This is a genomic window from Streptomyces cathayae, from assembly GCF_029760955.1.
Taxonomy (GTDB): domain Bacteria; phylum Actinomycetota; class Actinomycetes; order Streptomycetales; family Streptomycetaceae; genus Streptomyces; species Streptomyces cathayae.
On the sequence record NZ_CP121682.1, the window covers coordinates 3823971 to 3844839 of the forward strand.

Annotated in this window: 20 protein-coding genes and 1 pseudogene; 15 read left to right on the forward strand and 6 right to left on the reverse strand. The window is 72.8% G+C overall.

What is annotated here, in order from left to right:
* Nucleotides 1-269: 269 nt before the first annotated feature.
* Nucleotides 270-1001 (reverse strand): flavodoxin family protein, encoded by a 732-nt coding sequence (locus tag PYS65_RS17335; RefSeq protein WP_279334854.1) that lies wholly within the window; start codon nt 999-1001, stop codon nt 270-272.
* 125 nt (nt 1002-1126) lie between these two features.
* Between PYS65_RS17335 and PYS65_RS17340 the strand changes: the two genes are divergently transcribed.
* The 3 genes from PYS65_RS17340 to PYS65_RS17350 all read left to right on the forward strand — a co-directional run bounded on the left by PYS65_RS17340 (nt 1127) and on the right by PYS65_RS17350 (nt 3779).
* Nucleotides 1127-2128, forward strand: coding sequence for an NAD-dependent epimerase/dehydratase family protein (locus PYS65_RS17340; RefSeq protein WP_279334855.1), 1002 nt, complete (start codon nt 1127-1129; stop codon nt 2126-2128).
* 233 nt (nt 2129-2361) lie between these two features.
* Nucleotides 2362-3075, forward strand: a complete 714-nt coding sequence (locus PYS65_RS17345) for a glycosyltransferase family 2 protein (protein ID WP_279334856.1) — start codon at nt 2362-2364, stop codon at nt 3073-3075.
* Nucleotides 3072-3779 (forward strand): TIGR04282 family arsenosugar biosynthesis glycosyltransferase, encoded by a 708-nt coding sequence (locus PYS65_RS17350; protein ID WP_279334857.1) that lies wholly within the window; start codon nt 3072-3074, stop codon nt 3777-3779. The genes PYS65_RS17345 and PYS65_RS17350 overlap by 4 nt, the downstream gene beginning before the upstream one ends.
* A 339-nt stretch (nt 3780-4118) precedes the next feature.
* Here PYS65_RS17350 and PYS65_RS17355 read toward each other — a convergent pair whose 3' ends face one another.
* The gene (locus PYS65_RS17355) at nt 4119-4628 is read right to left on the reverse strand and encodes a hypothetical protein (RefSeq protein ID WP_279334858.1); all 510 of its coding nucleotides are present in this window, start codon (nt 4626-4628) and stop codon (nt 4119-4121) included.
* Nucleotides 4628-5863, reverse strand: coding sequence for a molybdopterin-dependent oxidoreductase (locus PYS65_RS17360; RefSeq protein WP_279334859.1), 1236 nt, complete (start codon nt 5861-5863; stop codon nt 4628-4630). Before PYS65_RS17360 ends, PYS65_RS17355 begins: the two co-directional genes overlap by 1 nt.
* Before the next feature lie 160 nt (nt 5864-6023).
* Between PYS65_RS17360 and PYS65_RS17365 the strand changes: the two genes are divergently transcribed.
* The 6 genes and pseudogenes from PYS65_RS17365 to PYS65_RS17395 all read left to right on the forward strand — a co-directional run bounded on the left by PYS65_RS17365 (nt 6024) and on the right by PYS65_RS17395 (nt 13150).
* Nucleotides 6024-7559 carry a hypothetical protein gene (locus PYS65_RS17365; RefSeq protein ID WP_279337979.1) on the forward strand — a complete coding sequence of 512 codons (1536 nt, stop codon included), beginning with the start codon at nt 6024-6026 and terminating at the stop codon, nt 7557-7559.
* An 816-nt stretch (nt 7560-8375) separates the two neighbouring features.
* The gene (locus PYS65_RS17370) at nt 8376-9269 is read left to right on the forward strand and encodes a serine hydrolase (protein WP_279334860.1); all 894 of its coding nucleotides are present in this window, start codon (nt 8376-8378) and stop codon (nt 9267-9269) included.
* A 163-nt stretch (nt 9270-9432) separates the two neighbouring features.
* A pseudogene (locus tag PYS65_RS17375) lies at nt 9433-9752 on the forward strand (TOBE domain-containing protein).
* Between the two features lie 625 nt (nt 9753-10377).
* Nucleotides 10378-11205 carry a molybdate ABC transporter substrate-binding protein gene (gene modA / locus PYS65_RS17385; RefSeq protein WP_279337980.1) on the forward strand — a complete coding sequence of 276 codons (828 nt, stop codon included), beginning with the start codon at nt 10378-10380 and terminating at the stop codon, nt 11203-11205.
* Entirely contained in the window at nt 11202-12065 is an 864-nt protein-coding gene (gene modB / locus PYS65_RS17390; protein WP_279334861.1) for a molybdate ABC transporter permease subunit, read from the forward strand. The genes modA and modB overlap by 4 nt, the downstream gene beginning before the upstream one ends.
* Nucleotides 12062-13150 carry an ABC transporter ATP-binding protein gene (locus tag PYS65_RS17395; RefSeq protein WP_279334862.1) on the forward strand — a complete coding sequence of 363 codons (1089 nt, stop codon included), beginning with the start codon at nt 12062-12064 and terminating at the stop codon, nt 13148-13150. Before modB ends, PYS65_RS17395 begins: the two co-directional genes overlap by 4 nt.
* An 82-nt stretch (nt 13151-13232) precedes the next feature.
* Here PYS65_RS17395 and PYS65_RS17400 read toward each other — a convergent pair whose 3' ends face one another.
* The 3 genes from PYS65_RS17400 to PYS65_RS17410 form a co-directional block, all read right to left on the reverse strand.
* Complete coding sequence (locus PYS65_RS17400) at nt 13233-14618, reverse strand: phosphatase PAP2 family protein (RefSeq protein ID WP_279334863.1); 1386 nt, start codon at nt 14616-14618, stop codon at nt 13233-13235.
* An 827-nt stretch (nt 14619-15445) separates the two neighbouring features.
* Nucleotides 15446-16549, reverse strand: coding sequence for a sensor histidine kinase (locus tag PYS65_RS17405; protein WP_279334864.1), 1104 nt, complete (start codon nt 16547-16549; stop codon nt 15446-15448).
* Nucleotides 16546-17211 (reverse strand): response regulator, encoded by a 666-nt coding sequence (locus PYS65_RS17410; protein ID WP_279334865.1) that lies wholly within the window; start codon nt 17209-17211, stop codon nt 16546-16548. Before PYS65_RS17410 ends, PYS65_RS17405 begins: the two co-directional genes overlap by 4 nt.
* Nucleotides 17212-17423: 212 nt before the next feature.
* Here PYS65_RS17410 and PYS65_RS17415 point away from each other — a divergent pair, with 212 nt between their 5' ends.
* From PYS65_RS17415 to PYS65_RS17440, 6 genes are all read left to right on the forward strand, one after another.
* Nucleotides 17424-18089, forward strand: coding sequence for a histidine phosphatase family protein (locus PYS65_RS17415; protein ID WP_279334866.1), 666 nt, complete (start codon nt 17424-17426; stop codon nt 18087-18089).
* A 355-nt stretch (nt 18090-18444) separates the two neighbouring features.
* Nucleotides 18445-18579, forward strand: coding sequence for a hypothetical protein (locus PYS65_RS17420; protein ID WP_279334867.1), 135 nt, complete (start codon nt 18445-18447; stop codon nt 18577-18579).
* The gene (locus tag PYS65_RS17425) at nt 18566-18793 is read left to right on the forward strand and encodes a DUF6480 family protein (protein WP_279334868.1); all 228 of its coding nucleotides are present in this window, start codon (nt 18566-18568) and stop codon (nt 18791-18793) included. The genes PYS65_RS17420 and PYS65_RS17425 overlap by 14 nt, the downstream gene beginning before the upstream one ends.
* 289 nt (nt 18794-19082) lie before the next feature.
* Nucleotides 19083-19403 (forward strand): GYD domain-containing protein, encoded by a 321-nt coding sequence (locus PYS65_RS17430; protein ID WP_279334869.1) that lies wholly within the window; start codon nt 19083-19085, stop codon nt 19401-19403.
* A 104-nt stretch (nt 19404-19507) separates the two neighbouring features.
* Nucleotides 19508-20155, forward strand: a complete 648-nt coding sequence (locus PYS65_RS17435; RefSeq protein ID WP_279334870.1) for a DUF4291 domain-containing protein — start codon at nt 19508-19510, stop codon at nt 20153-20155.
* Nucleotides 20156-20256: 101 nt separating this feature from the next.
* Nucleotides 20257-20859: a flavodoxin family protein gene (locus PYS65_RS17440; protein WP_279334871.1), complete on the forward strand. Its 603-nt coding sequence runs from the start codon at nt 20257-20259 to the stop codon at nt 20857-20859.
* Nucleotides 20860-20869: the final 10 nt, after the last annotated feature.

A 20869-nucleotide genomic window follows, 5' to 3' on the forward strand; every position in this document is an offset into this window, starting at 1 on the left:
GCGGCGGTGCGGCACACCCCTCCCCACCGCCTCGGAGGGACGACATCCGCGCAGGTCAAAGGCGTGGACCCCGTCCGGGAGCCGTCGCTTCCCCGGCTGAGAGCGCGAATGCGGTTCTCGTCACCCGCTCCGGAGAGCAACTCCAGGTCAGCGGCCTGGGGTTCGTTGTCGTCCAGCCCAGTCGAGGGCGGCGCCCCTTTACGTGCCCCAGGCCGGCGGCCGTCCTGGGCCGCCCGGATGACGGAACCCTTGCGCCCGCCAGGGAGCGGTCAGCGGTGCTCGGGGTTGTCCGCGTCCGGGCGGCAGCCGGCGTCCCACTGCGAGCGCTGGTTGCCGTGGGCGGGGACGCCTCCGGCGCGCTTCAGCAGGGCGGCGAGGTGCATCAGGTTCCAGGTCATGAAGGAGGTGTTGCGGTTGGTGAAGTCGTTCTCCGGGCCGCCCGAGTCCGGGTCGAGGTACGAGGGACCGGGGCCGGCCGCGCCGATCCAGCCGGCGTCCGCCTGGGGCGGGATCGTGTAGCCGAGGTGCTGGAGGCTGTAGAGGATGTTCATGGCGCAGTGCTTCACGCCGTCCTCGTTGCCGGTGATCAGACAGCCGCCGACGCGGCCGTAGTAGGCGTACTGGCCCTGGGAGTTGAGCAGCGAGGAGCAGGCGTAGAGACGCTCGACGACCTGCTTGGTGACGGAGCTGTTGTCGCCCAGCCAGATCGGGCCGGCGAGCACCAGGATGTCGGCGGCCATCACCTTCTCGTACAGCCCGGGCCAGGCGTCGGTGGCGAAGCCGTGCTCGGTCATGTCCGGGTAGACGCCGGGGGCGATGTCGTGGTCCACGGCGCGGATCAGGTCCGTGGTCACGCCGGCGGCGTCCATGACGGCCCGGCTCCTGTCGATCAGGCCCTGGGTGTGGCTGAGCTGCGGGGACGGTTTGAGGCTGCAGTTGACGTAGAGGGCGGTCAGGTCGTCGTAGCGGTACGGGGCGTCGGTGGAGGGTGAGGCCGTCATGGGTGACAGCCTCTCGCACGGTTTCCGGTTCGCCCCGGTTTGACGCACCCGCGTACGCCTTGCGGAGTCGTGGCGTACGGGCGCGCTCCCGTGGTGCGGCGCCGGTGCGGACCTAGCGTGGCCGTATGCGCGTACTGGTCACCGGCGGTGCCGGGTTCATCGGGTCCCATGTCGTCGCCGCGCTCCGGGAACGCGGACACGAGCCGCTCGTGTTCGACGTGCGGGAGGATCCCGGCGCCGACGTGCGGGACCCGGCAGCCGTCGGCCGTGCCCTGTCCGGTGTGGACGCCGTGTGCCACCAGGCCGCGAGGGTCGGGCTCGGCGACGGGGTCGCCGACGCGGCGGAGTACGTCTCGCGCAACGACCTGGGCACCGCCGTGCTGCTCGCCGCCATGGCGGAGGCCGGCGTCGGGCGCCTCGTGCTGGCCGGGTCGATGGTCGTCTACGGGGAGGGGCGGTACGCGTGCCCGCGGCACGGAGCCGTACGGCCCGGGCCGCGGGCCGTCGCCGACCTCGACGCGGGCCGGTTCGAGCCCGCCTGCCCGGTGTGCGGGGGCGACCTCTCCCCCGGCCTGGTCGGCGAGGACGCCCCGGCCGACCCCCGGAACGTGTACGCGGCGACCAAGCTCGCCCAGGAGCACCTGGCCGCCGCGTGGGCCCGCTGCACCGGCGGGTCGGCGGTGTCGCTGCGCTACCACAACGTGTACGGCCCCGGGATGCCCCGCGACACCCCGTATGCCGGTGTCGCCTCCTTCTTCCGCTCGGCGCTCGCCCGGGGTGAGGCACCGCGCGTGTTCGAGGACGGGCGGCAGCTGAGGGACTTCGTGCACGTCCGGGACGTGGCGGCGGCCAACGCGGTGGCGCTGGAGGCGGAGGCCGCCCGGGGCGTGCTCACGGCATACAACACCGGCAGCGGTGAACCGCACACCGTCGGCGAGACGGCACGGGCGCTGGCCGCCGCGTACGGCGGGCCCGAGCCGGTCGTCACCGGTGAGTACCGGCTCGGGGACGTACGGCACATCACCGCGGACTCGTCGCGGCTGCGGGCCGGGCTGGGGTGGAGGCCGGAGGTCGGTTTCGAGGAAGGCATGGCGGAGTTCGCGCGGGCCGGAGCGCGAAGGGCGTAGGACCGCGGTGGGCCGGTGGCGCCGCCCGCGCTCAGGGAGCGGCGGCGGAGGGCACCGCCTCGAAGCGGCACCCGCCGGGAGCATGGCGCGCGGTGGCCCGGCCCTGGTGCGCCTCGACGATCCCGCCCCGGTGCGCCTGAGCGATCCCCCGAACACCACCCTGACTCCGGAAACCCTCGTTCCGTACGGAGCGGAAGTCCGGTATGCCCGGTTCGCTTTCGTAGGGTGAGGCCGTGACGACGCCTCCTGCGGACGTCGACGTGGTGCTGCCCTGCCTGAACGAGGCCGAGGCCCTTCCCTGGGTGCTCGAACGGATCCCGCCGGGCTGGCGCGCGCTCGTCGTCGACAACGGTTCCACCGACGGCTCGGCCGAGGTCGCCCGCGCGTGCGGCGCGACCGTCGTGCACGAGCCGCTCCGGGGCTTCGGCGCCGCCTGCCACGCCGGGTTGACCGCCGCCACCGCCGACGTGGTGTGCTTCTGCGACGGCGACGCCTCCCTCGACCCGTCGCTCCTCGTCCCCTTCGTCCGCGAAGTCCGGGCCGGCGAGGCCGACCTGGTGCTCGGCCGACGGCGTCCGCGGGGCCGGGGCGCGTGGCCCGCGCACGCCCGCGCCGGCAATCTGGCGCTCGCACGGATGCTGCGCCGCCGCACCGGGCTGCGCCTGCACGACCTCGGACCCCTGCGCGCCGCGCGCCGCGCACCCCTGCTCGCCCTCGGCCTCACCGACCGGCGCAGCGGCTATCCGCTCCAGATGGTCGTCCGCGCGGCCGACGCCGGCTGGCGGATCGCCGAGCACGACGTGCCCTATCTGCCGCGCACCGGTGCCTCGAAGGTGACGGGCACCTGGCGCGGCACCTGGCAGGCCGTACGGGACATGAGCCGCGTGTTGAACGAACCCCCCGGGCGCGGGGAGCCCCCCGCGCCCGGAGGAGGAACCGTCCGTTGACCACGCTCCTCGTCATCGCCAAGGAGCCGCGGCCGGGCCGGGTCAAGACCCGGCTCACCCCGCCGTTCACGCCCGGTCAGGCGGCTCAGCTGGCCGAGGCGGCCCTCGCGGACACCCTGTACGCCGTGGCGGCCGCACCCGCCTCCCGGCGCGTCCTCGTCCTCGACGGCGCCCCCGGTCCCTGGCTGCCGCCCGGCTTCGACGTCGTACCGCAGTGCGCGGGCGGGCTGGACGAGCGGCTGGCGGACGCCTTCGCGCGCTGCGAGGGTCCGGCGCTGCTCATCGGCATGGACACCCCGCAGGTGACGCCGGAGCTGCTCACCGTGGACTTCGCCGACTGCGACGCCCACTTCGGCCCGGCCGAGGACGGCGGTTTCTGGGCCCTCGGGCTGGCCCGCCCCGATCCCGCCCTGCTGCGGGGCGTGCCCATGTCGACCTCGGTGACGGGAGCGGTCCAGCGGGACCGGCTCCTCACCGCCGGCCTGCGGGTGCGCGACCTGCCGCCCCTGCGCGACGTCGACACCGCCGCCGACGCCCATGCCGTCGCCGCCCTGGCCCCGCACGGCCGCTTCGCCGCACGGCTGGCCCGGTGCACTGCGGGCGCGGGACCGGATGCGCGGCCGGTCACGGGGTTCGGCTCGCCGCCGGTCACGGGGCCGGACTCCCCACCGGCCGGCCGACCGGACTCCCCACCGGACTCCTGACCCGCCGCGAAGTCGACTCCGCCCCCGGCCGCACCCCGATGAGCACCCCGCCCCCCACCGCCCGAGCGGCCGCCGCCCCGCACGCCGGCCGCGGCCCGCTGTTCCCGCACCGCGCCGACGTCCGGCTGCTGCCACTGAAGAGGGAACGCCGACGCTCCGGGGCCGACGTGGTCGACCGGGACGTGCTGAGCTCCGGGACCGCCCCGGTGAACGTCGAGGAGCGCACCCAGGTACAGGTCGTCGGCCTCACCGACGCCGGCGGAACCGACGCCCTCTCCCCCGGGGGCGAGGCTCGGCACACGGGTGCTGCTCCGGTCCCCACAGGACTGGTCCGGCCGGTCAGTGGACGGCCGGCGGACGGCGCTGCGCCGCCCTGCGCAGTCGCCGCAGCCGCAGCGCCAGCAGCAGCGCCGAGCCGCCGAAGAGGACGGCGGTGAGCAGCAGCCAGCGGGGGAGGAACACGTCCACCGACAGCCCGGTGCCGAGCCGGTAGCGCCGCTCCACCCTGCCGCTGATCAGCGGGAACCACACCAGAAGGAGCAGCCCGGAAAGGGCCGCCGGTACGCGCACGTACAGCACCCACTCCCGGCGCCGGACCGCACCGAGCCCCCGTACGGCCGCCCGGTCCGCGGCCGTGTACAAGGGCAGCAGCACGAGGTCGTGCAGCAGCGCCACCCCCACGAACCACAGCGCCACGCCGAACCAGTCGTCCGCGAGCAGCCGCACCCCCGCGTAGGCGGCGAGCGCGAACGAGCAGGCGAGCAGCAGGAGTTGCAGGGGGCTGCCGATCGGAACGCGCGGAAGCCGCCGAAGTCGTGGCCGAAGCCGTAGCCGAAGCCGTGGAGGCATCACAGGTCTCCGAACGTCATCCGGGCCACCCACTTGGTGTTGAGCACACCGGGCGCGGCGGGCACGATGATCCGCGCCGGGTGGCCGTGGTCGAGGGACAACTCCTCGCCGTTGACGTACAGGGCGAGCAGGGAACGCGGGTCGGCCACCTGGTTGGCGCGCAGGGCGGCTTTCCGGAAGGCGCCGCTTCGCTGGAGGGACTCGACGAACACGTCCGGCGGATCGTCGTACCCGACGAGCGCCGCGAGGTCGCGCAGCCGCACCCCGCGCCACCACTGGTCCGACGTCGACCAGCCCTCCACGCAGGCGATGGGCAACGCCGCGCTGTACAGGGGGAGCCGGAGCAGCTCGGCCCGGCGGAGGCGGACGGTGCCCGTGCGTCCCGTGACGACGAGCCGCCACACGTCCTCGCCCGTCTCCGCCGCGTCGATCCTGGCGTACGCGGCGGTCTTGTTGATCTGGAAGCCGTTCGGGCCGCTGCCGGGGTCGGCGCCGCCGTGCGGTGCGAGGAGGGCGGTGCGTCGCAGCGGACCGTCGAAGTTCTGTCCCACCGTGGTGGCGAACAGCAGCAGCGAACCGCCCCCGACGAACCACAGGGCGCCCCGCCGGGAGACGGTCGGCTCGGCGGGGCGCGGGGACACCAGGTCGTCCCTCTCCTCCCGCAGGTGGCGCAGATTGCGCAGCGCCGTGGGCGTCCTCAGCAGCACGTGGACGACGAACGCGGCGAAGAACACCCACGCCCCGTAGAAGTGCAGCGTGTAGAAGGAGCCGGGGAAGACGTAGTCGAGCTGGATGTTGAGCACACCGGTCACGAACTGGAACAGTGCGCCGCCCACCAGGAGCAGCAGCGAGATCCGCTCCAGGGCGTGCGCGAGCGAGCGGGCCGGCGGCAGCGTGAACAGCCTCGGCACCACGGACCACAGCTTGGCGAGCAGGACGGGGATCAGGGTGATGCCGAGGGTGACGTGGACGCCCTGGTTGAGCCGGTACAGCCAGTGCGGGTCCGTCGGCCAGGCGAAGAGGTAGAAGCCGAGGATCCCCTTGTCCGGTGTCTTGTCGTTCACCGGCGACAGGTCGGGGTTGTAAGCGGCGTACGAGACCAGGCCCGTCACGAACAGCACGGTGATGCCGGCGAGCAGGACCAGGCCCAGCACCGAGGTGAACCGGGGACCGCGCAGGGGGCTGCGCCAGAAACCGGGCGAGGAGGGAAGTCGTGGGGCGTCGGGGTCGCGCATGTCCCGACGGTAGGCCGGAACCATCCCGCGAAAGGCGTGCGACTCGGGACGAAACGCCGACATCGGGCCCGGTCGGCGGTCCGTGACCGGCCGCGCGGCCTAGCGTTCCGGTGTGAACCGCACCCCGCCCTCCGCCGAGCCCGGCGCAGCGCACTCCGGCGTGCCCCGCGGCCCGAGCCGTGACCTGTACGCGGCCGGGGCCGCCGTGCTGCTCGTGACGGCGGCCGTGCTGGTCGGCCGCCACATCCAGGGGGCCGACCGTACGCTGTTCGCCGACTGGCCCCCACTGCTGGCGTCCTGGGAACCCCACCTCGGCCCCGGCACTCCGGCGGCCGTCCTGGTGGCGATCACCACCGTGGCGTACGGCCCCGCCCTCGCGGCCCGTCTTCCCTGGCGGGCCCTGGTCCCCCTGACGTGGGGCACGGCCACGGCGTGGACCTTCTCCCTCGCCCTGGTCGACGGCTGGCAGCGGGGCATCGCCGGCCGGCTCACCACCCCCCACGAGTACCTCCAGGTCATCGACCGCTTCCACGACATCCCGGCGGCGCTGCGGGGCTTCACCCGGCACATCCTGCTCGGCTCCCCCGACCACTGGCCCGCCCACATCGCCGGCCACCCGCCCGCGGCCCCGCTCACCTTCGTCCTGCTCGACCGGATCGGGCTGCGGGGCGGGGGCTGGGCCGGGGTGTGGTGCATCACCGTCGGGGCGACGGCCTGCGCGGCCGTGCTGGTCACGGTCCGCGCCCTGGCCGACGAGGAACTCGCGCGACGGGCGGCGCCCTTCCTCGTCCTGGCCCCGGCCGCCGTGTGGATGGGCACCTCGGCCGACGCGTACTTCGCGGCGGTGGCCGCGTGGGCGGTGGCGCTGCTCGCCCTGGCGGTCACCGGACGGTCCCTGTGGCGGGCGGGGGCGTCCGGGCTGCTGTTCGGCCTGGCCTGCTACCTGTCGTACGGCCTCACGCTCGTCGCGCTGATCGCGGCGGCGGTCCTGGTGCTCGGCCGGCACGGGATCCGGGAACGCCCCGCCCTGCTGGTGCCCCTGCTCGCCGGACTGGCGGTGGTCCCGACGGCGTTCACGCTCGCCGGGTTCGACTGGTGGGAGGCGTACCGCCTGCTGGTCACGCGCTACCACCAGGGCGTGGGCGGCATCCGCCCCTACGGCTACTGGGTGTGGGCCAACCTCGCCTGCACGGTGCTCGTCACGGGCCTGGCGACGGCGGCGGGCCTGCGGCGGACCGGTGCGGTGCTCGTCCGCCACCGCCGCGGCGCCCCCGGCCGGGCAGCCGAGACCCGCCTCGCACTCCTCGTGTCCGCCGCCCTCCTCGCCCTGCTGGTCGCCGACCTGTCCGGCATGAGCAAGGCGGAGACGGAACGCATCTGGCTTCCCTTCGCACTGTGGCTGCTCCCGGCGTGCGCGTTCCTCGCCCTCCCCCGAGGTCCCGGCTCCTCCCCCAAGTCCTCGACTTCTCCCCCAAGTTCTCGACTTCTCCCCCAAGTTCTCGACTTCTCCCCCAAGTTCTCGACTTCGCTCGAGCAGGGGGGACCCCCACGAGCAGGGGGGACCCCCACGAGCAGGGGGGACCCCCACGAGCAGGGGGGACCCCCACGAACAGGAGGGGCCCCCGTCCGCGCCTGGCTCACCGCCCAGGCGCTGCTCGCCCTGCTCCTCAACCACCTGCTGCTCACCCGGTGGTGACCGCCTCCGAGGAGCCGGAAGCCCGAGGCCATGACGATCACCGTGACGGCCCGGGACGACTGTCGAGGCCGTGCCCCGTCCGTGCCCGTCAGGGCGGACAACCACGGTCGGCAGCGGTGCGACCAGACTCATGAAACAGCGGCAACGCAGGTCAGCGCTCATCCGGCCGTCCAAGCCCCGTCGCTTCCCGGGCCGAGGGTTCCGAAGCCGGCGTCACGGGCCGGACGCCGCGGTTGATTCCGGTCGACGGCACACGGCGGCAGCGCGGCCGAGGCCGGTGAGGGTGCGGTGGAGGCAGCCCGTATGCACGGCATCCCTCACCGGTCCCTGAGACAGCCGACGTACTCCACGCCCGGACCGGCCTCGATGACACCCGCAGCCACGCCGCGCAACTCCTCCAAACGCTGCACGATGCTCACCGGGAAGAGTGGCGTGGACAGGCCATCGCACCAGGAGTCCCGGGGGGTGTGTCGCACGACATGGCGGCACGGGGCAGGTGTACAGGGCCACGGGAGACGGGCCTTCGCTTCATCTCCAAGGGCCCGTCAGGTGGCGTCCGCAGTGAGCGTGTTGCGCCTTTAGGGGGAAACCGCCCCGGGATGCGGCGCGCCTCGCCCCGGAAAAAACTGTGGGCGTGGTGCTCTCTCCGGCTTTCTCCCGCTTGTGCGATCGAGGTTCCCGATGAATCCGAGTCATGCTGCCCGCCCACCCCACGGAACGGGGCACCGGCCTGCCCCGCCCGGCCCGAGCGGACACGGCAAGGCCTGCGCGCGGCGGGGGCGGATACGGCTGGTGCTGGCCTGCTCAACAGTGGGCATGCTGCTCACGGGCTGCTTCGCCGCCGGCCACACCGCAACCGGTGACCGGTCCGGACGCCCCCTGACGCAGAACCAGACACCCGTGACGCCGGTCAACAGCAAGCCGGCCCAAGCACCGCCGGGCCTCCCCGGCACGCGGACGCCGGCCCCGACGGATGTGGGCAACGCACTCACCCGTCTGCTCGAACCGATTCGAGCACAGAGCGGCACTCAGGTGTCGGTCGCCGTTCTGGAGCCCAGGACCGGCCGACGGACGGTGTACGGCTCACAGACACACGTCACCGCGAGCCTGGTGAAGGTGGACATCCTGGCGGCACTGCTGCTGCGTACCCAGCACGAAAGACGGTCGCTCACCCCGTGGGAGACGTCCACCGCCGCCTCGATGATCCAGAGCAGCGACAACGACTCCGCGGGCGCCCTGTGGCGACGTATCGGCGGCGGCCCAGGACTCACTGACGCCAACAAGGCCCTGGGGCTGACCTCCACCCAAGCAGGACCGGATGTCCACTGGGGCCTCACCCGCACCACCGCGGCAGACCAACTGACCCTGTTGAACGCCGTGTTCGCCGACACTTCACCGCTCAGCACATCCTCACGCCAGCTGATCCGGACCTTCATGGGGCACATCGACGCCGACCAGGACTGGGGAGTCTCCGCGGAAGGCAGCCGTTGGCAGCTCAAGAACGGCTGGCTGCAGCGCTCCCACTCGAAACGCTGGGTGATCAACAGCATGGGACGAGTAGAGGCACACGGGAGCACGTTCTACATCGTCGTCCTCTCGCACGGCAGCCCGAGCATGTCCCACGGCATCTCCACGGTGGAGCGAGCGGCGCGAACAGCCGTACACGCCCTGTACAGCACCGCCCCTCCTGCGCCCCCGATCATCCACTGACCGTCCAGGGGGGTGCGGGAATTCGCGGGGTCTGCCGCGGTACGGCGAACGCCGGGCACCCGGCACGGCGGCAGGATCAGCAGGCCTGCCACCTCCTGGGCGCGGGCGGCGACGACGCCGTGGGATCGAAGGTGCGCTGTGTCGCTGACCTGTCTTGGCGCGTATGCAGGCATACACGATCGGTCAGGCGGCCCGGCTGCTCGGCGTGAGTGCGGACACCGCGCGACGGCGGGCGGACGCGGGCCGGGTGGCGACCCGTCGGGACGAGGGCGGCAAGCGGCTCATCGACGGGAAGGACCTCGCCGCCTTCTCCGTGGAACTCGCCCGGAGCGGGAGCGGCGAGGAGGACGTGTCCTGCACATCGGTCCGCACCGGCTGGTGTCACTGCTGACGCGGGAGGCCGTGGAGGAACTGGCACTGGAGGTGGGGGTGGAAGCCACCGCCCGGGTGAAGTCCACGAACGTGCACATCGACCGCGTCTGAGCGAAGCCTCCCCGGCCCACCTGCCCACCGAGTCGGACGCTCTGCGTCCATTCGACGAGGGATACGGCGGGGCCGGGGACGTGGTGGAGCAGACCCGCGCCGAAGACGCTGTCCACCGTGCCGTCGGCTGCGCGGGACTGACTCACGGGCTACCACCGCACCCGGCCACCCTTCCCCTGTAAACGCACATGCCAAGCCAGGTGATGAAGTGCCCGGCTCACGCAAAGCGACAAGAGGCTTTCGCCTGGCATTTGCGGCATTATCATCCACGTGTGCACAGCTACCGGATCGGGGACGCGGCCGCCCTGCTCGGCGTCAGCGCCAGCGCCAGCGCCGTGAGGCGTCCGGCCGACGGCGGAGCACCCGCCGTCGCACGCGACGGGACGGGTCACCGGATCCTCACCGGCGCGGCCCCCGCGGCGTACGTCCGGCAGCAGCACCCCGCCGAGCGGGGGTCCACCGGTTCCCCCGCTCAGCTGGGTGGGGGCGCCGGTCAGCCGCGAACCGGTGGAGGAACTCGGGCTGGAGCCCGGTGTTCCGGCAGCCGCCGTGATCAAGTCGACCGACGTGGTCGTCGAGAGACCGTGGACAAGTCCGTTCAGGACATGAGGAAGTGGGACCCGTGATGATCCGTTCCGCGCGCCGGACCCGCCGGATGCTTCAGGTGACCGGCGCGGGCGCCGCCGCCCTGCTGGCCCTGAGCGCCTGCTCGTCGTCCGGCTCGGACTCCGGCGGGAAGCCCGAGAGCTCCGCCGCGGCCGGCGGTGCGGACAAGGTGTCCGGGACCGTGAACGTCTTCGCCGCGGCCTCGCTGACCGAGAGCTTCACCAGGATCGGAGAGGCGTTCGAGAAGGAGCACCCCGGCACGAAGGTCGTCTTCAACTTCGGCGGCAGTGACTCACTCGCCGCGGGCATCACCAGCGGGGCCCCGGCCGACGTGTTCGCCTCGGCCAGCCCGAAGACGATGCAGGTGGTCACGGACGCCGGGGACGCCGCCGGAACCCCTGCCACCTTCGTCCGCAACCAGCTGGAGATCGCCACCCTGCCCGGCAACCCGGACAGGATCTCCTCCCTCAAGGACCTCACCGGGGACGATCTGAAGGTCGTGCTGTGCGACAAGGCGGTGCCGTGCGGCGCCGCGGCCCAGAAGGCGCTGACCGCGGCCGGTCTCGAGCTCACCCCGGTCTCCTACGAGGAGGACGTCAAGGCCGCCCTGAACAAGGTGGTGCTCAAGGAGGCCGACGCCGCCGTCGTCTACAGGAGCGATGTGAAGGCGGCCGGTGAGAAGGTGGAGGGCGTGGAGTTCCCCGAGTCGGCCGAGGCCGTCAACGACTACCCGATCACCCTGCTCAAGGACGCACCGAACGGCGAGGCCGGCAAGGCGTTCATCGCACTGGTGCAGTCCGCCGCGGGCCAGAAGGTGCTGACCGAGGCCGGGTTCACCGCGCCGTGACCTCGCCGCGCAAGGCCGGTGCGGTGGCCCGACTCCGCACGGGCGGGCCGCGGCGCCGTCCTCGGGCAGGTGCGCAGGTCCGGGGTGGTGTTCCCCTGCCGCTGCTCGTGCCCGCACTGATCGGGCTGGCGTTCCTGCTCGTCCCCCTGATCGCCCTGCTGATCAGGGCCCCCTGGCCGAGCATGCCCGAGCTGCTGGCCAGTACCGCGGTGTGGCAGGCCCTGCGGCTGTCCCTCGTCTGCGCCACGGCGGCGACCGTGGTGAGCATGCTGTTCGGCGTACCGCTGGCCTGGCTGCTGGCCCGGGTCGAGTTCCCCGGACGCGGTCTCGTACGGGCCCTGGTGACGCTGCCGTTGGTGCTGCCGCCGGTGGTGGGCGGTGTCGCCCTGCTGATGGCGCTGGGCCGCAACGGGGTCGTGGGGCAGTGGCTGGACTCCTGGTTCGGGATCACCCTGCCGTTCACCACCGCGGGCGTCGTCGTGGCCGAGGCGTTCGTGGCGATGCCGTTCCTGGTCATCAGCGTCGAAGGCACCCTGCGGGCCGCCGACCCCCGCTTCGAGGAGGCGGCGGCCACCCTGGGCGCCTCCCGCTTCACCGCGTTCCGCCGGGTCACGCTGCCGCTGATCGCGCCCGGCATCGCGGCCGGTGCCGTCCTGGCCTGGGCGCGGGCGCTCGGCGAGTTCGGTGCGACGATCACCTTCGCCGGCAACTTCCCCGGCCGTACCCAGACCATGCCGCTGGCCGTCTACCTCGCCCTGCAGAACGACCCGGAGGCGGCCATCGCCCTCAGCCTGGTGCTACTCGCCGTCTCCATCGCCGTACTGGCCGGACTGCGCGACCGCTGGATGACCGCCTCATGACCGGCACCGAGAAGACGACCGCGCACCCTGCCGCGGGTACCGTCGCCCAGGGACTCGACGCACGGCTCGTCGTCGAGCGCGGCGCCTTCCGCCTCGACGTGGCACTGACCGCGGCCCCCGGCGACGTGGTCGCCCTGCTCGGACCCAACGGCGCCGGCAAGACGACCGCCCTGCGGGCCCTGGCCGGTCTCGTCCCGCTCACCGGCGGACACCTCAGGCTCGACGGCCGGGAGCTGGAGCGGACACCGCCGGAAGCCCGTCCGGTCGGGGTCGTCTTCCAGGACTACCTGCTCTTCCCCCACCTGTCCGCGCTGGACAACGTGGCCTTCGGCCCGCGCTGCCGGGGCGCGAGCAAGGCACAGGCCCGCGCCCAGGCCGCCGAGTGGCTGGACCGCATGGACCTCACCGACCACGCCGCCGTCAAGCCCCGCCGGCTCTCCGGTGGCCAGGCCCAGCGCGTCGCCCTCGCCCGCGCCCTGGCCACCCGCCCCCGGCTGCTGCTCCTCGACGAACCGCTCGCCGCCCTCGACGCCCGCACCCGCCTCGACGTCCGCGCCCAGCTCCGCCGCCACCTGGCCGGCTTCGAGGCCGTCGCCGTACTCGTCACCCATGACCCGCTGGACGCCATGGTCCTCGCCGACCGCCTCGTCGTCGTCGAGAACGGACACGTCGTCCAGGAAGGCACCCCCGCCCACATCTCCCGCCACCCGCGCACCGACTACATCGCCCACCTGGTCGGCCTCAACCTCTACCGGGGCCAGGCACGGGGACACACCGTCCGCCTCGACGACGGGCCCCCCGTCGCCACGTCCGAGAGCCTCACCGGACCGGTCTTCGTCGCCTTCCCGCCCAGCGCGGTGACCCTGCACCGGGAGCGTCCCACCGGCTCCAGCGCCCGCAACGTCTGGCGCTGCGAGGTGGCCGGACTGGAGACCCACGGCGACCAGATCCGCGCCGACCTCACCGGCGAACTCCCGCTGGCGGCCGACCTGACCGCGGTCGCCGCCGCCGAACTCGACCTGCACCACGGCGCCACCGTCTGGGCCACGGTGAAGGCCACCCAGACCCACGCCTACCACGCCTGACGCATCGGGCCGAGCGGGAGCCCGGAACACGTCAGCACGCACCGGCGAGGTCGGAGCAGCGGGCAACCCGGTGCATCACGGTTCAGCTCGGTTCCGGCTCCGGCTGTGGTTCCGGCTGCCGTTCCGGCTCCGGCTGCGGCTCCGGTTCCGGTTCCGGTTCCGGTTCCGGCTGCGGCTGTCGCGCCGGTGTGTCCCTCGGTTCCCACGCCGCGGTGGTCCGTACGTAGCCGTGGACCACGGAGGCCATCGCCAGCATGAGCAGAGGGCCTGACACCCACGGATACTCGGCCATCCGCGACGGCAGGAAGCGATAGGACAGCAGCAGCGCGGCGAAGACCGTCGCTCCGTAAGCGGCCAGTCGGACCCCTGCCCGGTCCCAGCCCCGGTCGAACGACCGCAGAGCCGCCTCGATCGTGAGCACGAACACCACGCCGGCGATGAGGTCCACGCCGTAGTGGTAGCCGAAGCCCAGCGTCGCGGTGAGCGTGGCGATCAGCCAGAACGTTCCTGCGTACCGCAGGGCGCGCGGGCCCTGCCGGGTGTGGAGGAAGAGCGCGACGGCCCACGCCGTGTGCAGGCTGGGCATGCAGTTCCGCGGGGTGATCCCGTCGAACGGCATGGGGTGCGGGGTGTCGATCGGCGGCGGCGTCCGCGGCCACAGGTCGGCCACCGCCCAGTGCTCGCTGGACGGGATGTCCGGCGCCCACAGGCTGACCGCCGCCCAGTACTCGGTGCCGGTGCCGTAGGCGAAGAGCGGTCCGACCACCGGGAAGACCATGTAGAAGGCCGGCCCGAGGAGGCCGATCACCAGGAAGGTGCGTACCAGGTGGTGGCCCGGGAAGCGGCGCTCGGCCGCCACCCCGCGCAGTTGGTACAGCGCGACGACGACCGCGGCCACCGCGAGCTGGCCGTAGACCACGTCGAGGACGTTGAAGCCGATGGGGCCGGTGGCGGTGACGATCCGGCCCACCAGCCACGACGGATCGCCCAACGCGTGATCGGCCGTCGCCACGTACTGGTCGAGCACCATGGGGCGGGTCTTCGAGGTGAGGAGCAGCCAGGTGTCACCGGTCTTGCGGCCGGCCACCAGCAGCAGACCCAGCCCGACGCCCTTCAGCAGCAGGACACGTTCCCGGCCGGTGCGGCGGGTGACCGCGATGACCGCGTGACCCAGGATCACCCACAACGCGCCGTTGCCGAAGGGATGGCCGCCGGTCGTCCCGGCGTCCACCGCCCACCGGACCAGTGAGAAGGCGATGTCGATACCGATCGCCGCGCCCACCGCGATGAACCGTTGCCGCCAGGTGAGGACCACCGCCGTCAACGCCATGGCGGCGTACAGCAGGCCGCCCGACTTGGGGGCGACCACCACTTCTCGCACCTGGGTGGTGATCGGCCCCGGCAGGCCGTGGCGACGCGCGGCGAACTCCAGCAGGATGAGGAATCCGAGGGCCGCGACACCCGCCACGGCCCAGAGTCTCGCCCGTGGTCGACGCCCCGCGGAAAGCGCGGCCCTCCGGCTTATTCGAGAAACGTCCTGCGGTGGCATGTGTCTCACTTCTTGGCTGGTCCGTCAGATGTCGGTCATGTCAGGGCGGGTTTCGCTCGTCGTCTTCCGGCCGGAACCGCTTTCCCTTCACGAAGCGCTGCCCGTCGAAGCAAGACGGAAAGATCACAGCCCGGGTTGCGACGGGTCCGTCGTCACCGTCGCCCCACCTCTCGGTCCGACGCGATCGCGCCGGTCAGGCCCTCGACGGGGGTTCCGGTCTCGTCCCGGATCGGGCGGACGGCCTCGACACGGCGACGCCGGGACACACGTCCACGCCCCGGGGAGGACACACCATCCCAAAGGTGTGAGCACTTCGGCCACTACTGTCCTGATGCCGCTCATCTGAGCGCTTGAGTGACACCTGCCCGCCGACTGCTCACGGTTTTCGGCACGGTACCCGTATCGGGGCCCACAGCCTCAGGCCGCGGGAACCTCCCCCCACCACCCGGAGGGACACCGTCCCCCTCCCCACCCGATCCTGCGGGAACCACGGTGACGAGCGGGTGAGCGCAGCCCGTAGCCGTAGCCCGCAGCCCGCGCGCGTCCTCGAAGAGCATGTCGATGGTGGAGCTCATCCGCTCCTGCGCACGCCCGGTGTCGCCTCCACCGTTTCCTCGGTCACGGACCGGGGCGGAGAGCGGTGGTGGGTACAGGGGAGCCGGGGGCAGGGAGCCGGGGCAGGGAAGTCGGGGGCGGGGGTGCCGGGCGGGCGGCCTACGACGTCGTCGGTCACCCGGTTCGCCTCGTCACCGTGTGCCGGTGACCGGGAGGGCGAAGCTCAGTCGGTAGCCGCCGTCCGGGGTGGGGCCGCAGGTGACGGTGCCGCCGAGCAGCTCGGCACGCTGGCGCAGGCCGACCAGGCCGTGGTGGGCGCCGGGAAGGGAGAGAGCGGGACGCGTCGGCGGTGAGTTGGTGACGGTGACACGGACCGTTGCGTGCTCGTGGCGGATGCGAACGACCGCTGTCGCGCCGGGGGCGTGCTTCCGCACGTTGGTCAGCGCCTCCTGGACGGTGCGGTAGACGGCGCGCTGGACCGGCGGTGGCAGACCGTCCGGCAGGTCCGTCCGCAGCTCGGTCTCGATACCGCTGTTGTCGACCAGCCGCCGGAGATCGGCGAGCGAGGGCTGCGGGACCAGTTCCACGGGATCGCCCCCGGCGGTGCGCAGGACGCTGACCATGTGCCGCAGCTCTTCCAGCGTCTGCACACTCAGCTTCCGGATCGTGGCCGCGGCCTGCCGGACGTCGGTGTCGCGGCTGCCGACCTGGAGTGCCCCGGCCCGCACCGCGATGAGGCTGACCTGGTGGGCGACGACGTCGTGCATCTCGCGGGCGAGGGTCGTGCGTTCCCTGGCCAGCACGGTCTGGGCGGTCAGCTGCCGCTCGTGGTCGCGGGCCCGGGAGATCTCCGCGAGCCGCAACGACAGATCGCGCCGGGCCTGCACGAGCTGACCGAGGAAGACCGGGGCGGCCGCCGTCGCCGCCGTGTAGCCCATGGCGATGAAGGTCGACGGTGCCGAGAAGTCGAATCCCGGCGAGGGCAACGAGACCAGATCGCTGAAGGTGAACGCCACGGCGCAGACGACCAGCAGAGTGCGGCCACGGGTGAGCGAGGCGAGCGTGTACAGCGCGGCCAGGGCGGCGAAGACCGAGTCGGAGAGGAGAACGGCGGGAAGGGTGAGCAGGAACGTCAGCCTCGGCAGGCGCCGGCGCAGGAGAAGGACGAACGCGGCGACCAGGGCGCAGACCAAGCGCAGCGGCTCGGAGGCGTCGGCATGGACCCAGACATCGAGCAGCGCCACCGCGACGAGGGCGGCGTCCAGCAGGGGGGCGGGCGGGCGGCGGGTGCTCATGCTCCCTCCCGGTCCCGCGGGGTCCTGAGGAAGCCGGCGCGTTCCGCGAGCAGGGCGGCCTGGACGCGGCTGCCCACCTCCAGCTTGGTGAGGACGGCGCTCACATGGTCCTTGACCGTGCCGGTGCTCAGATGCATCCGTGCGGCGATGTCGGCGTTGGTCAGGCCCTCGGCGACGGCTGCGAGTACGGCACGCTCGCGGTCGGTGAGCCGGTCGAGGCTGCGGACGGCCGCCTGCTGCGGGCCGGCGTTCAGGTAGCCGTCCACGACGGTTCGGGTGACCTCCGACGACAGGACGGTGCCGCCGGCTGCCAGAGTCCGCACCAGGGAGGGCAGCTGCTCCGGGTCGGTGTCCTTGAGCAGGAAGCCGGCGGCGCCCGAGCGCAGTGCCGCGGTGACGTACTCGTCCATGCCGAACGTCGTGAGCATGGCCACCACCGGAGGGTGCGGCAGCGCGCGCAGGTCGGCCAGGACGGTGAGGCCGTCCACGTCGGGCATGCGGATGTCCAGCAGTACGACGGCGGGGCGTCGCTCCTGTGCCGTTCGGACCGCCCGACCGCCGGAAACCGCCGCCACGACCTCGAGGTCGTCCGCCGCCTCGAGGATGTGCTGGAAACCGGTACGGATCAGCGCCTCGTCGTCGACCACCATCACCCGGATCATGCGTGCTCCACTCGCCGTCGGGCCCCACTGTCCGATGCGTACCCACCACCGGGCGCGCTTCCCGGTGCCGGGACCGACAGCCGCCGGGTGGCGGGGGTGTTCCAGCCGGTCGGCGGGACGGCTCTGGACAGGTGCCGGATGGGTTCACCGGCGGCGGTGCCCGACTGTGGAGGCAGCGGGCGGTACCTCGTCGCAGAAGGGAGAGCAGCCGGATGTCGATCAGTCTGACGTTCCTCTGTCCGGTCGCCGGGGACGACACGGGCCGGCCGATCTTCGATGACCTTGCGGCGCGCGAGCGCGGCCCGGTCGGCACAGACGTCGTCGGAGCGGTCCCGACCCGGTACTCGACGGCCGTCCGGGCGCCTTCCCTCCGCTGCGCGCGGACCGCTCACGCTCTCGCCCTCACGACCGAGGTGGAGCCCGCGCTACGCGACTTCGACTACGGCGAGTGGCGCGGCCGCAGCGCCGCCGAAGTCGCCGTCACCGATCCCTACGGGCTCTCCGCCCTGCTGACGGACCCGGATGCCGTACCCCACGGGGGCGAATCCGTGCGCCGGTTCTGCCGACGGATCGCGGACTGGATCGACGGCCTGCCGCCGCACGCGGGACACGTGGTGGCCGTCACCGAGCCGGCCGTGGCCCGGGCCGCGCTGGTCCACGCCCTGTCGGCTCCGGTGACCGCGTTCTGGCACATCACGGTGGGGGCGTCGGTCACGGTGTGCCTGTCCTCCCGGAACGGCCGTCGCCACGTGCGCCCCGGCCCCATGCCGCGGGTCGAGCCGGGTGGTTTTCGGGCAGCCCCCGCGGCAAGGCGTCGGCATCGCCGCAATCCGCTGAGCGTCGCGCTCGGCTCGGCGACTCCCGACTCGTACCCGTAGCCCGCCCACAGCCCGCCCACAGCCCGCCCACAGCCCGCCCACAGCCCGCCCACAGCCCGCCCGTGAGGCGATACCCGGCTCCGGGCCCGGCAGCTCACGGGCAAGCGCCCTCGCAGGTCAGGAAGTACGTCCGAGCAAGTTCATCCGTCCGTACCCGTGCACGATCACCGGTTCCGACCGTCGCCCACATGCCCCCGGTGCTGACGTGAGAACCGGTCGCCCACGGGTACTCGGGGGTGAGCGGCGGTGAGCGTACCGCCCACGCCACACGGAAGGGTGGTTCCACGGCGCAGCAGGTCCCCGAGGCCAGCGAGGTCATGACGAGCGCCCCGGCGACCGTCGAACTCAGGCCTCGGTGACGGCTGTGACCCGGATGACGCGGGACCAGGACGTCGGTGCCGTCCTGGTCACCGAGGGCGAGTGGTCGCACCGGCCCGCAGGCACATGGCAGACGAGCACCGAGAGGAGCGTGCGCCATGACGACTCCTGATCCCGATCCCAGGCGGACCCCGGGAATCAAGCCGGGCGGCGGTGTGTCCCCTGGTGAGACACCACCCGCCGAAGGTGGCATCTCCGGTATCTCGTATCCGGAGCCGCACGAACTGCGCAAGGGGTGGGGGCCGATGGCGCTCGTCCTGATCATGGTGGTGGTGGCGCTGGTGGCGATCGGACTGATCGCCATGGTGGTGTCCCTGGTCACGTAGCACTTCGGTTGCCGGTCGGCCCCGGCGGCCGAGCCGCTCGGCCGCCGGGGTCGACGGATCTGTCCGCTTCAGGAAGCCGGCTGAACGCCGAAACCGGAAGCCGGGGCCCGGGCGGCCGAAGATCCCGCCGCCCGGCGCTCCCGATCCCCGCACGTACCGGCGCCGCCGTCGGCCCTACGCCATGGTTCAGCTTCCGACGGGTGAATCCAGCCGCTCGGTGGCCGACTGTCGGCCTGACAGCGGGAAGGTCACTCTGCACACCGATCATCGATGAGCACGGAGCGTCCCCATGCCGAAGTTCCTCATCCAGGCCACCTACACGTCCGAGGGTGCGAAGGGCCTGCTCAAGGACGGCGCGAGCAGCCGCCGCGCCGCCGTCGACCAGGTCGTCACCGGCCTCGGCGGGGAGGTCGAGTCCATGTACTTCGCCTTCGGGGAGAGCGACACCGTGATCGTCGTCGACTTCCCCGACGCGGTCTCCATGGCCGCCGTCAGTCTCGCCGTCAAGGCCAGCGGCGCCCTTCAGACCCGGGCCACCCCGCTCCTCACCCTCGACGAGGTCGACGAGGCCACCCGCCGAGAGGTCACCTTCCGCGCCCCGGGCAGGTAGCCGGAAGCCACGGGTGTTTCCGGTGAGACCCGGTCCCTCCCTCGGCGACCGAGCGCCCGGGTAATTCGCCGGCGCGCGTCGGACGGATTCCGCACGCTGTCACCGTGGGAGAACCTCAGCATCAGATCCGCGCCCGCTCCACCGGCTCCACAGTCGTCGTCTACCAGGCGTACCGACCGGAGATCGGCCTGCCCGCAGCCCGCGAGGGCCGCTTCCCGGCGGCCTGGAAGCGGGACCGGATGACGTGGATCAAGCCGTCCTTCCTCTGGATGATGTACCGCTGCGGGTGGGGGACCAAGGAGGGGCAGGAGGTCGTGCTCGCGGTCGAGATCACCCGTGAGGGCTTCGAGTGGGCGCTGGAGCATGCCTGCCTGTCCCACTACGAGCGTGGGCTGCACGCCGACCGGGCCGCCTGGAGGCGGGAGTTGAAGCGGGCTCCGGCGCGGGTCCAGTGGGACCCCGAGCGCGATGTGCACCTGCGGCCGCTCGCCCACCGCTCGCTGCAGCTCGGACTCGCCGGTGAGGCGGCACGCCGTTACGCGGACGAGTGGACGGTCTCCGTCACCGACACCACCGCCCTCGCGCACGAGATCCACGGGCTCGTGCGGGACGGCGACCTGGAAGCCGCCCGGCGGCTTCTTCCCCACGAGCCGCCCTACCCCGTTCCCGAAGGGCTCCTGGAACACCTGCGGCCATGCGTGCGGTCGTCGGCCGAGACGTCCGTCATGGTCCGGAGCCGGGTGGTGTCGTAGGAGCCCCGCTCGTTACGTCCGGTGTCGTGGGGTACTCGTGGGGCACCGCTGCCGGTGGATGTGCGTGCAGCGGGCCACCCGCCCCCGATGCCGGAGCGATCGTGAAAGCACTCGTCGTCAACCGCACTCTCAAGCGGTCCCCCGAGCCTTCCCACACCGAGGCACCGGCCTCCGTGGTCGCGGAGCGGCTCTCCGAACAGAACGTGCAGGTCACGTCCGTACGGGCCGTCGACCTGGCCATCGCCCCCGGTGTGGCCACCGATGCCGGCGACGGCGACGAGTGGCCCCGGGTCCACTCGAAGCTCCTGGATTCCGAGATCCTGGTCATCGCCTCGCCCACCTGGCCGGGCCGGCCGTCCTCGGTGGCGCAGCGCGTCCTCGAACGCATGAACGCGATGATGTCCGAGACGGACGACGCGGACCGCCCCGTCGCCTACCACCGCGTGGCCGGTGTGGTGGTCACCGGGAACGAGGACGGCGCGCACCACGTCATCAGCGAGATCTCCGGGGGCCTCGCCGACATCGGTGACACGATCCCCGGCCAGGCCTGGACGTACTGGCACCTCGGCCCCGGTCCGGGGCCCGACTACCTGGACGAACAGCGGGGCCGCGACTGGGCGCACAGCACCGGTCACGCCATGGCCGACAACCTCCTCGGTGTCGCGCGGGCCCTGTCGGCGCTGCCCCTGCGGGCAGGTGGCTGAGGGAGGCACC

What these genes read in the sequence shown, in the direction of transcription:
- PYS65_RS17335 (WP_279334854.1), bottom strand. Translation starts at nt 1,001, where the DNA reads ATGACGGCCTCACCCTCCACCGACGCCCCGTACCGCTACGACGACCTG.
- PYS65_RS17340 (WP_279334855.1), top strand. Translation starts at nt 1,127, where the DNA reads ATGCGCGTACTGGTCACCGGCGGTGCCGGGTTCATCGGGTCCCATGTC.
- PYS65_RS17355 (WP_279334858.1), bottom strand. Translation starts at nt 4,628, where the DNA reads ATGCCTCCACGGCTTCGGCTACGGCTTCGGCCACGACTTCGGCGGCTT.
- PYS65_RS17360 (WP_279334859.1), bottom strand. Translation starts at nt 5,863, where the DNA reads ATGCGCGACCCCGACGCCCCACGACTTCCCTCCTCGCCCGGTTTCTGG.
- PYS65_RS17370 (WP_279334860.1), top strand. Translation starts at nt 8,376, where the DNA reads ATGCTGCTCACGGGCTGCTTCGCCGCCGGCCACACCGCAACCGGTGAC.
- modA (WP_279337980.1), top strand. Translation starts at nt 10,378, where the DNA reads ATGATCCGTTCCGCGCGCCGGACCCGCCGGATGCTTCAGGTGACCGGC.
- PYS65_RS17395 (WP_279334862.1), top strand. Translation starts at nt 12,062, where the DNA reads ATGACCGGCACCGAGAAGACGACCGCGCACCCTGCCGCGGGTACCGTC.
- PYS65_RS17405 (WP_279334864.1), bottom strand. Translation starts at nt 16,549, where the DNA reads ATGAGCACCCGCCGCCCGCCCGCCCCCCTGCTGGACGCCGCCCTCGTC.
- PYS65_RS17410 (WP_279334865.1), bottom strand. Translation starts at nt 17,211, where the DNA reads ATGATCCGGGTGATGGTGGTCGACGACGAGGCGCTGATCCGTACCGGT.
- PYS65_RS17415 (WP_279334866.1), top strand. Translation starts at nt 17,424, where the DNA reads ATGTCGATCAGTCTGACGTTCCTCTGTCCGGTCGCCGGGGACGACACG.
- PYS65_RS17425 (WP_279334868.1), top strand. Translation starts at nt 18,566, where the DNA reads ATGACGACTCCTGATCCCGATCCCAGGCGGACCCCGGGAATCAAGCCG.
- PYS65_RS17430 (WP_279334869.1), top strand. Translation starts at nt 19,083, where the DNA reads ATGCCGAAGTTCCTCATCCAGGCCACCTACACGTCCGAGGGTGCGAAG.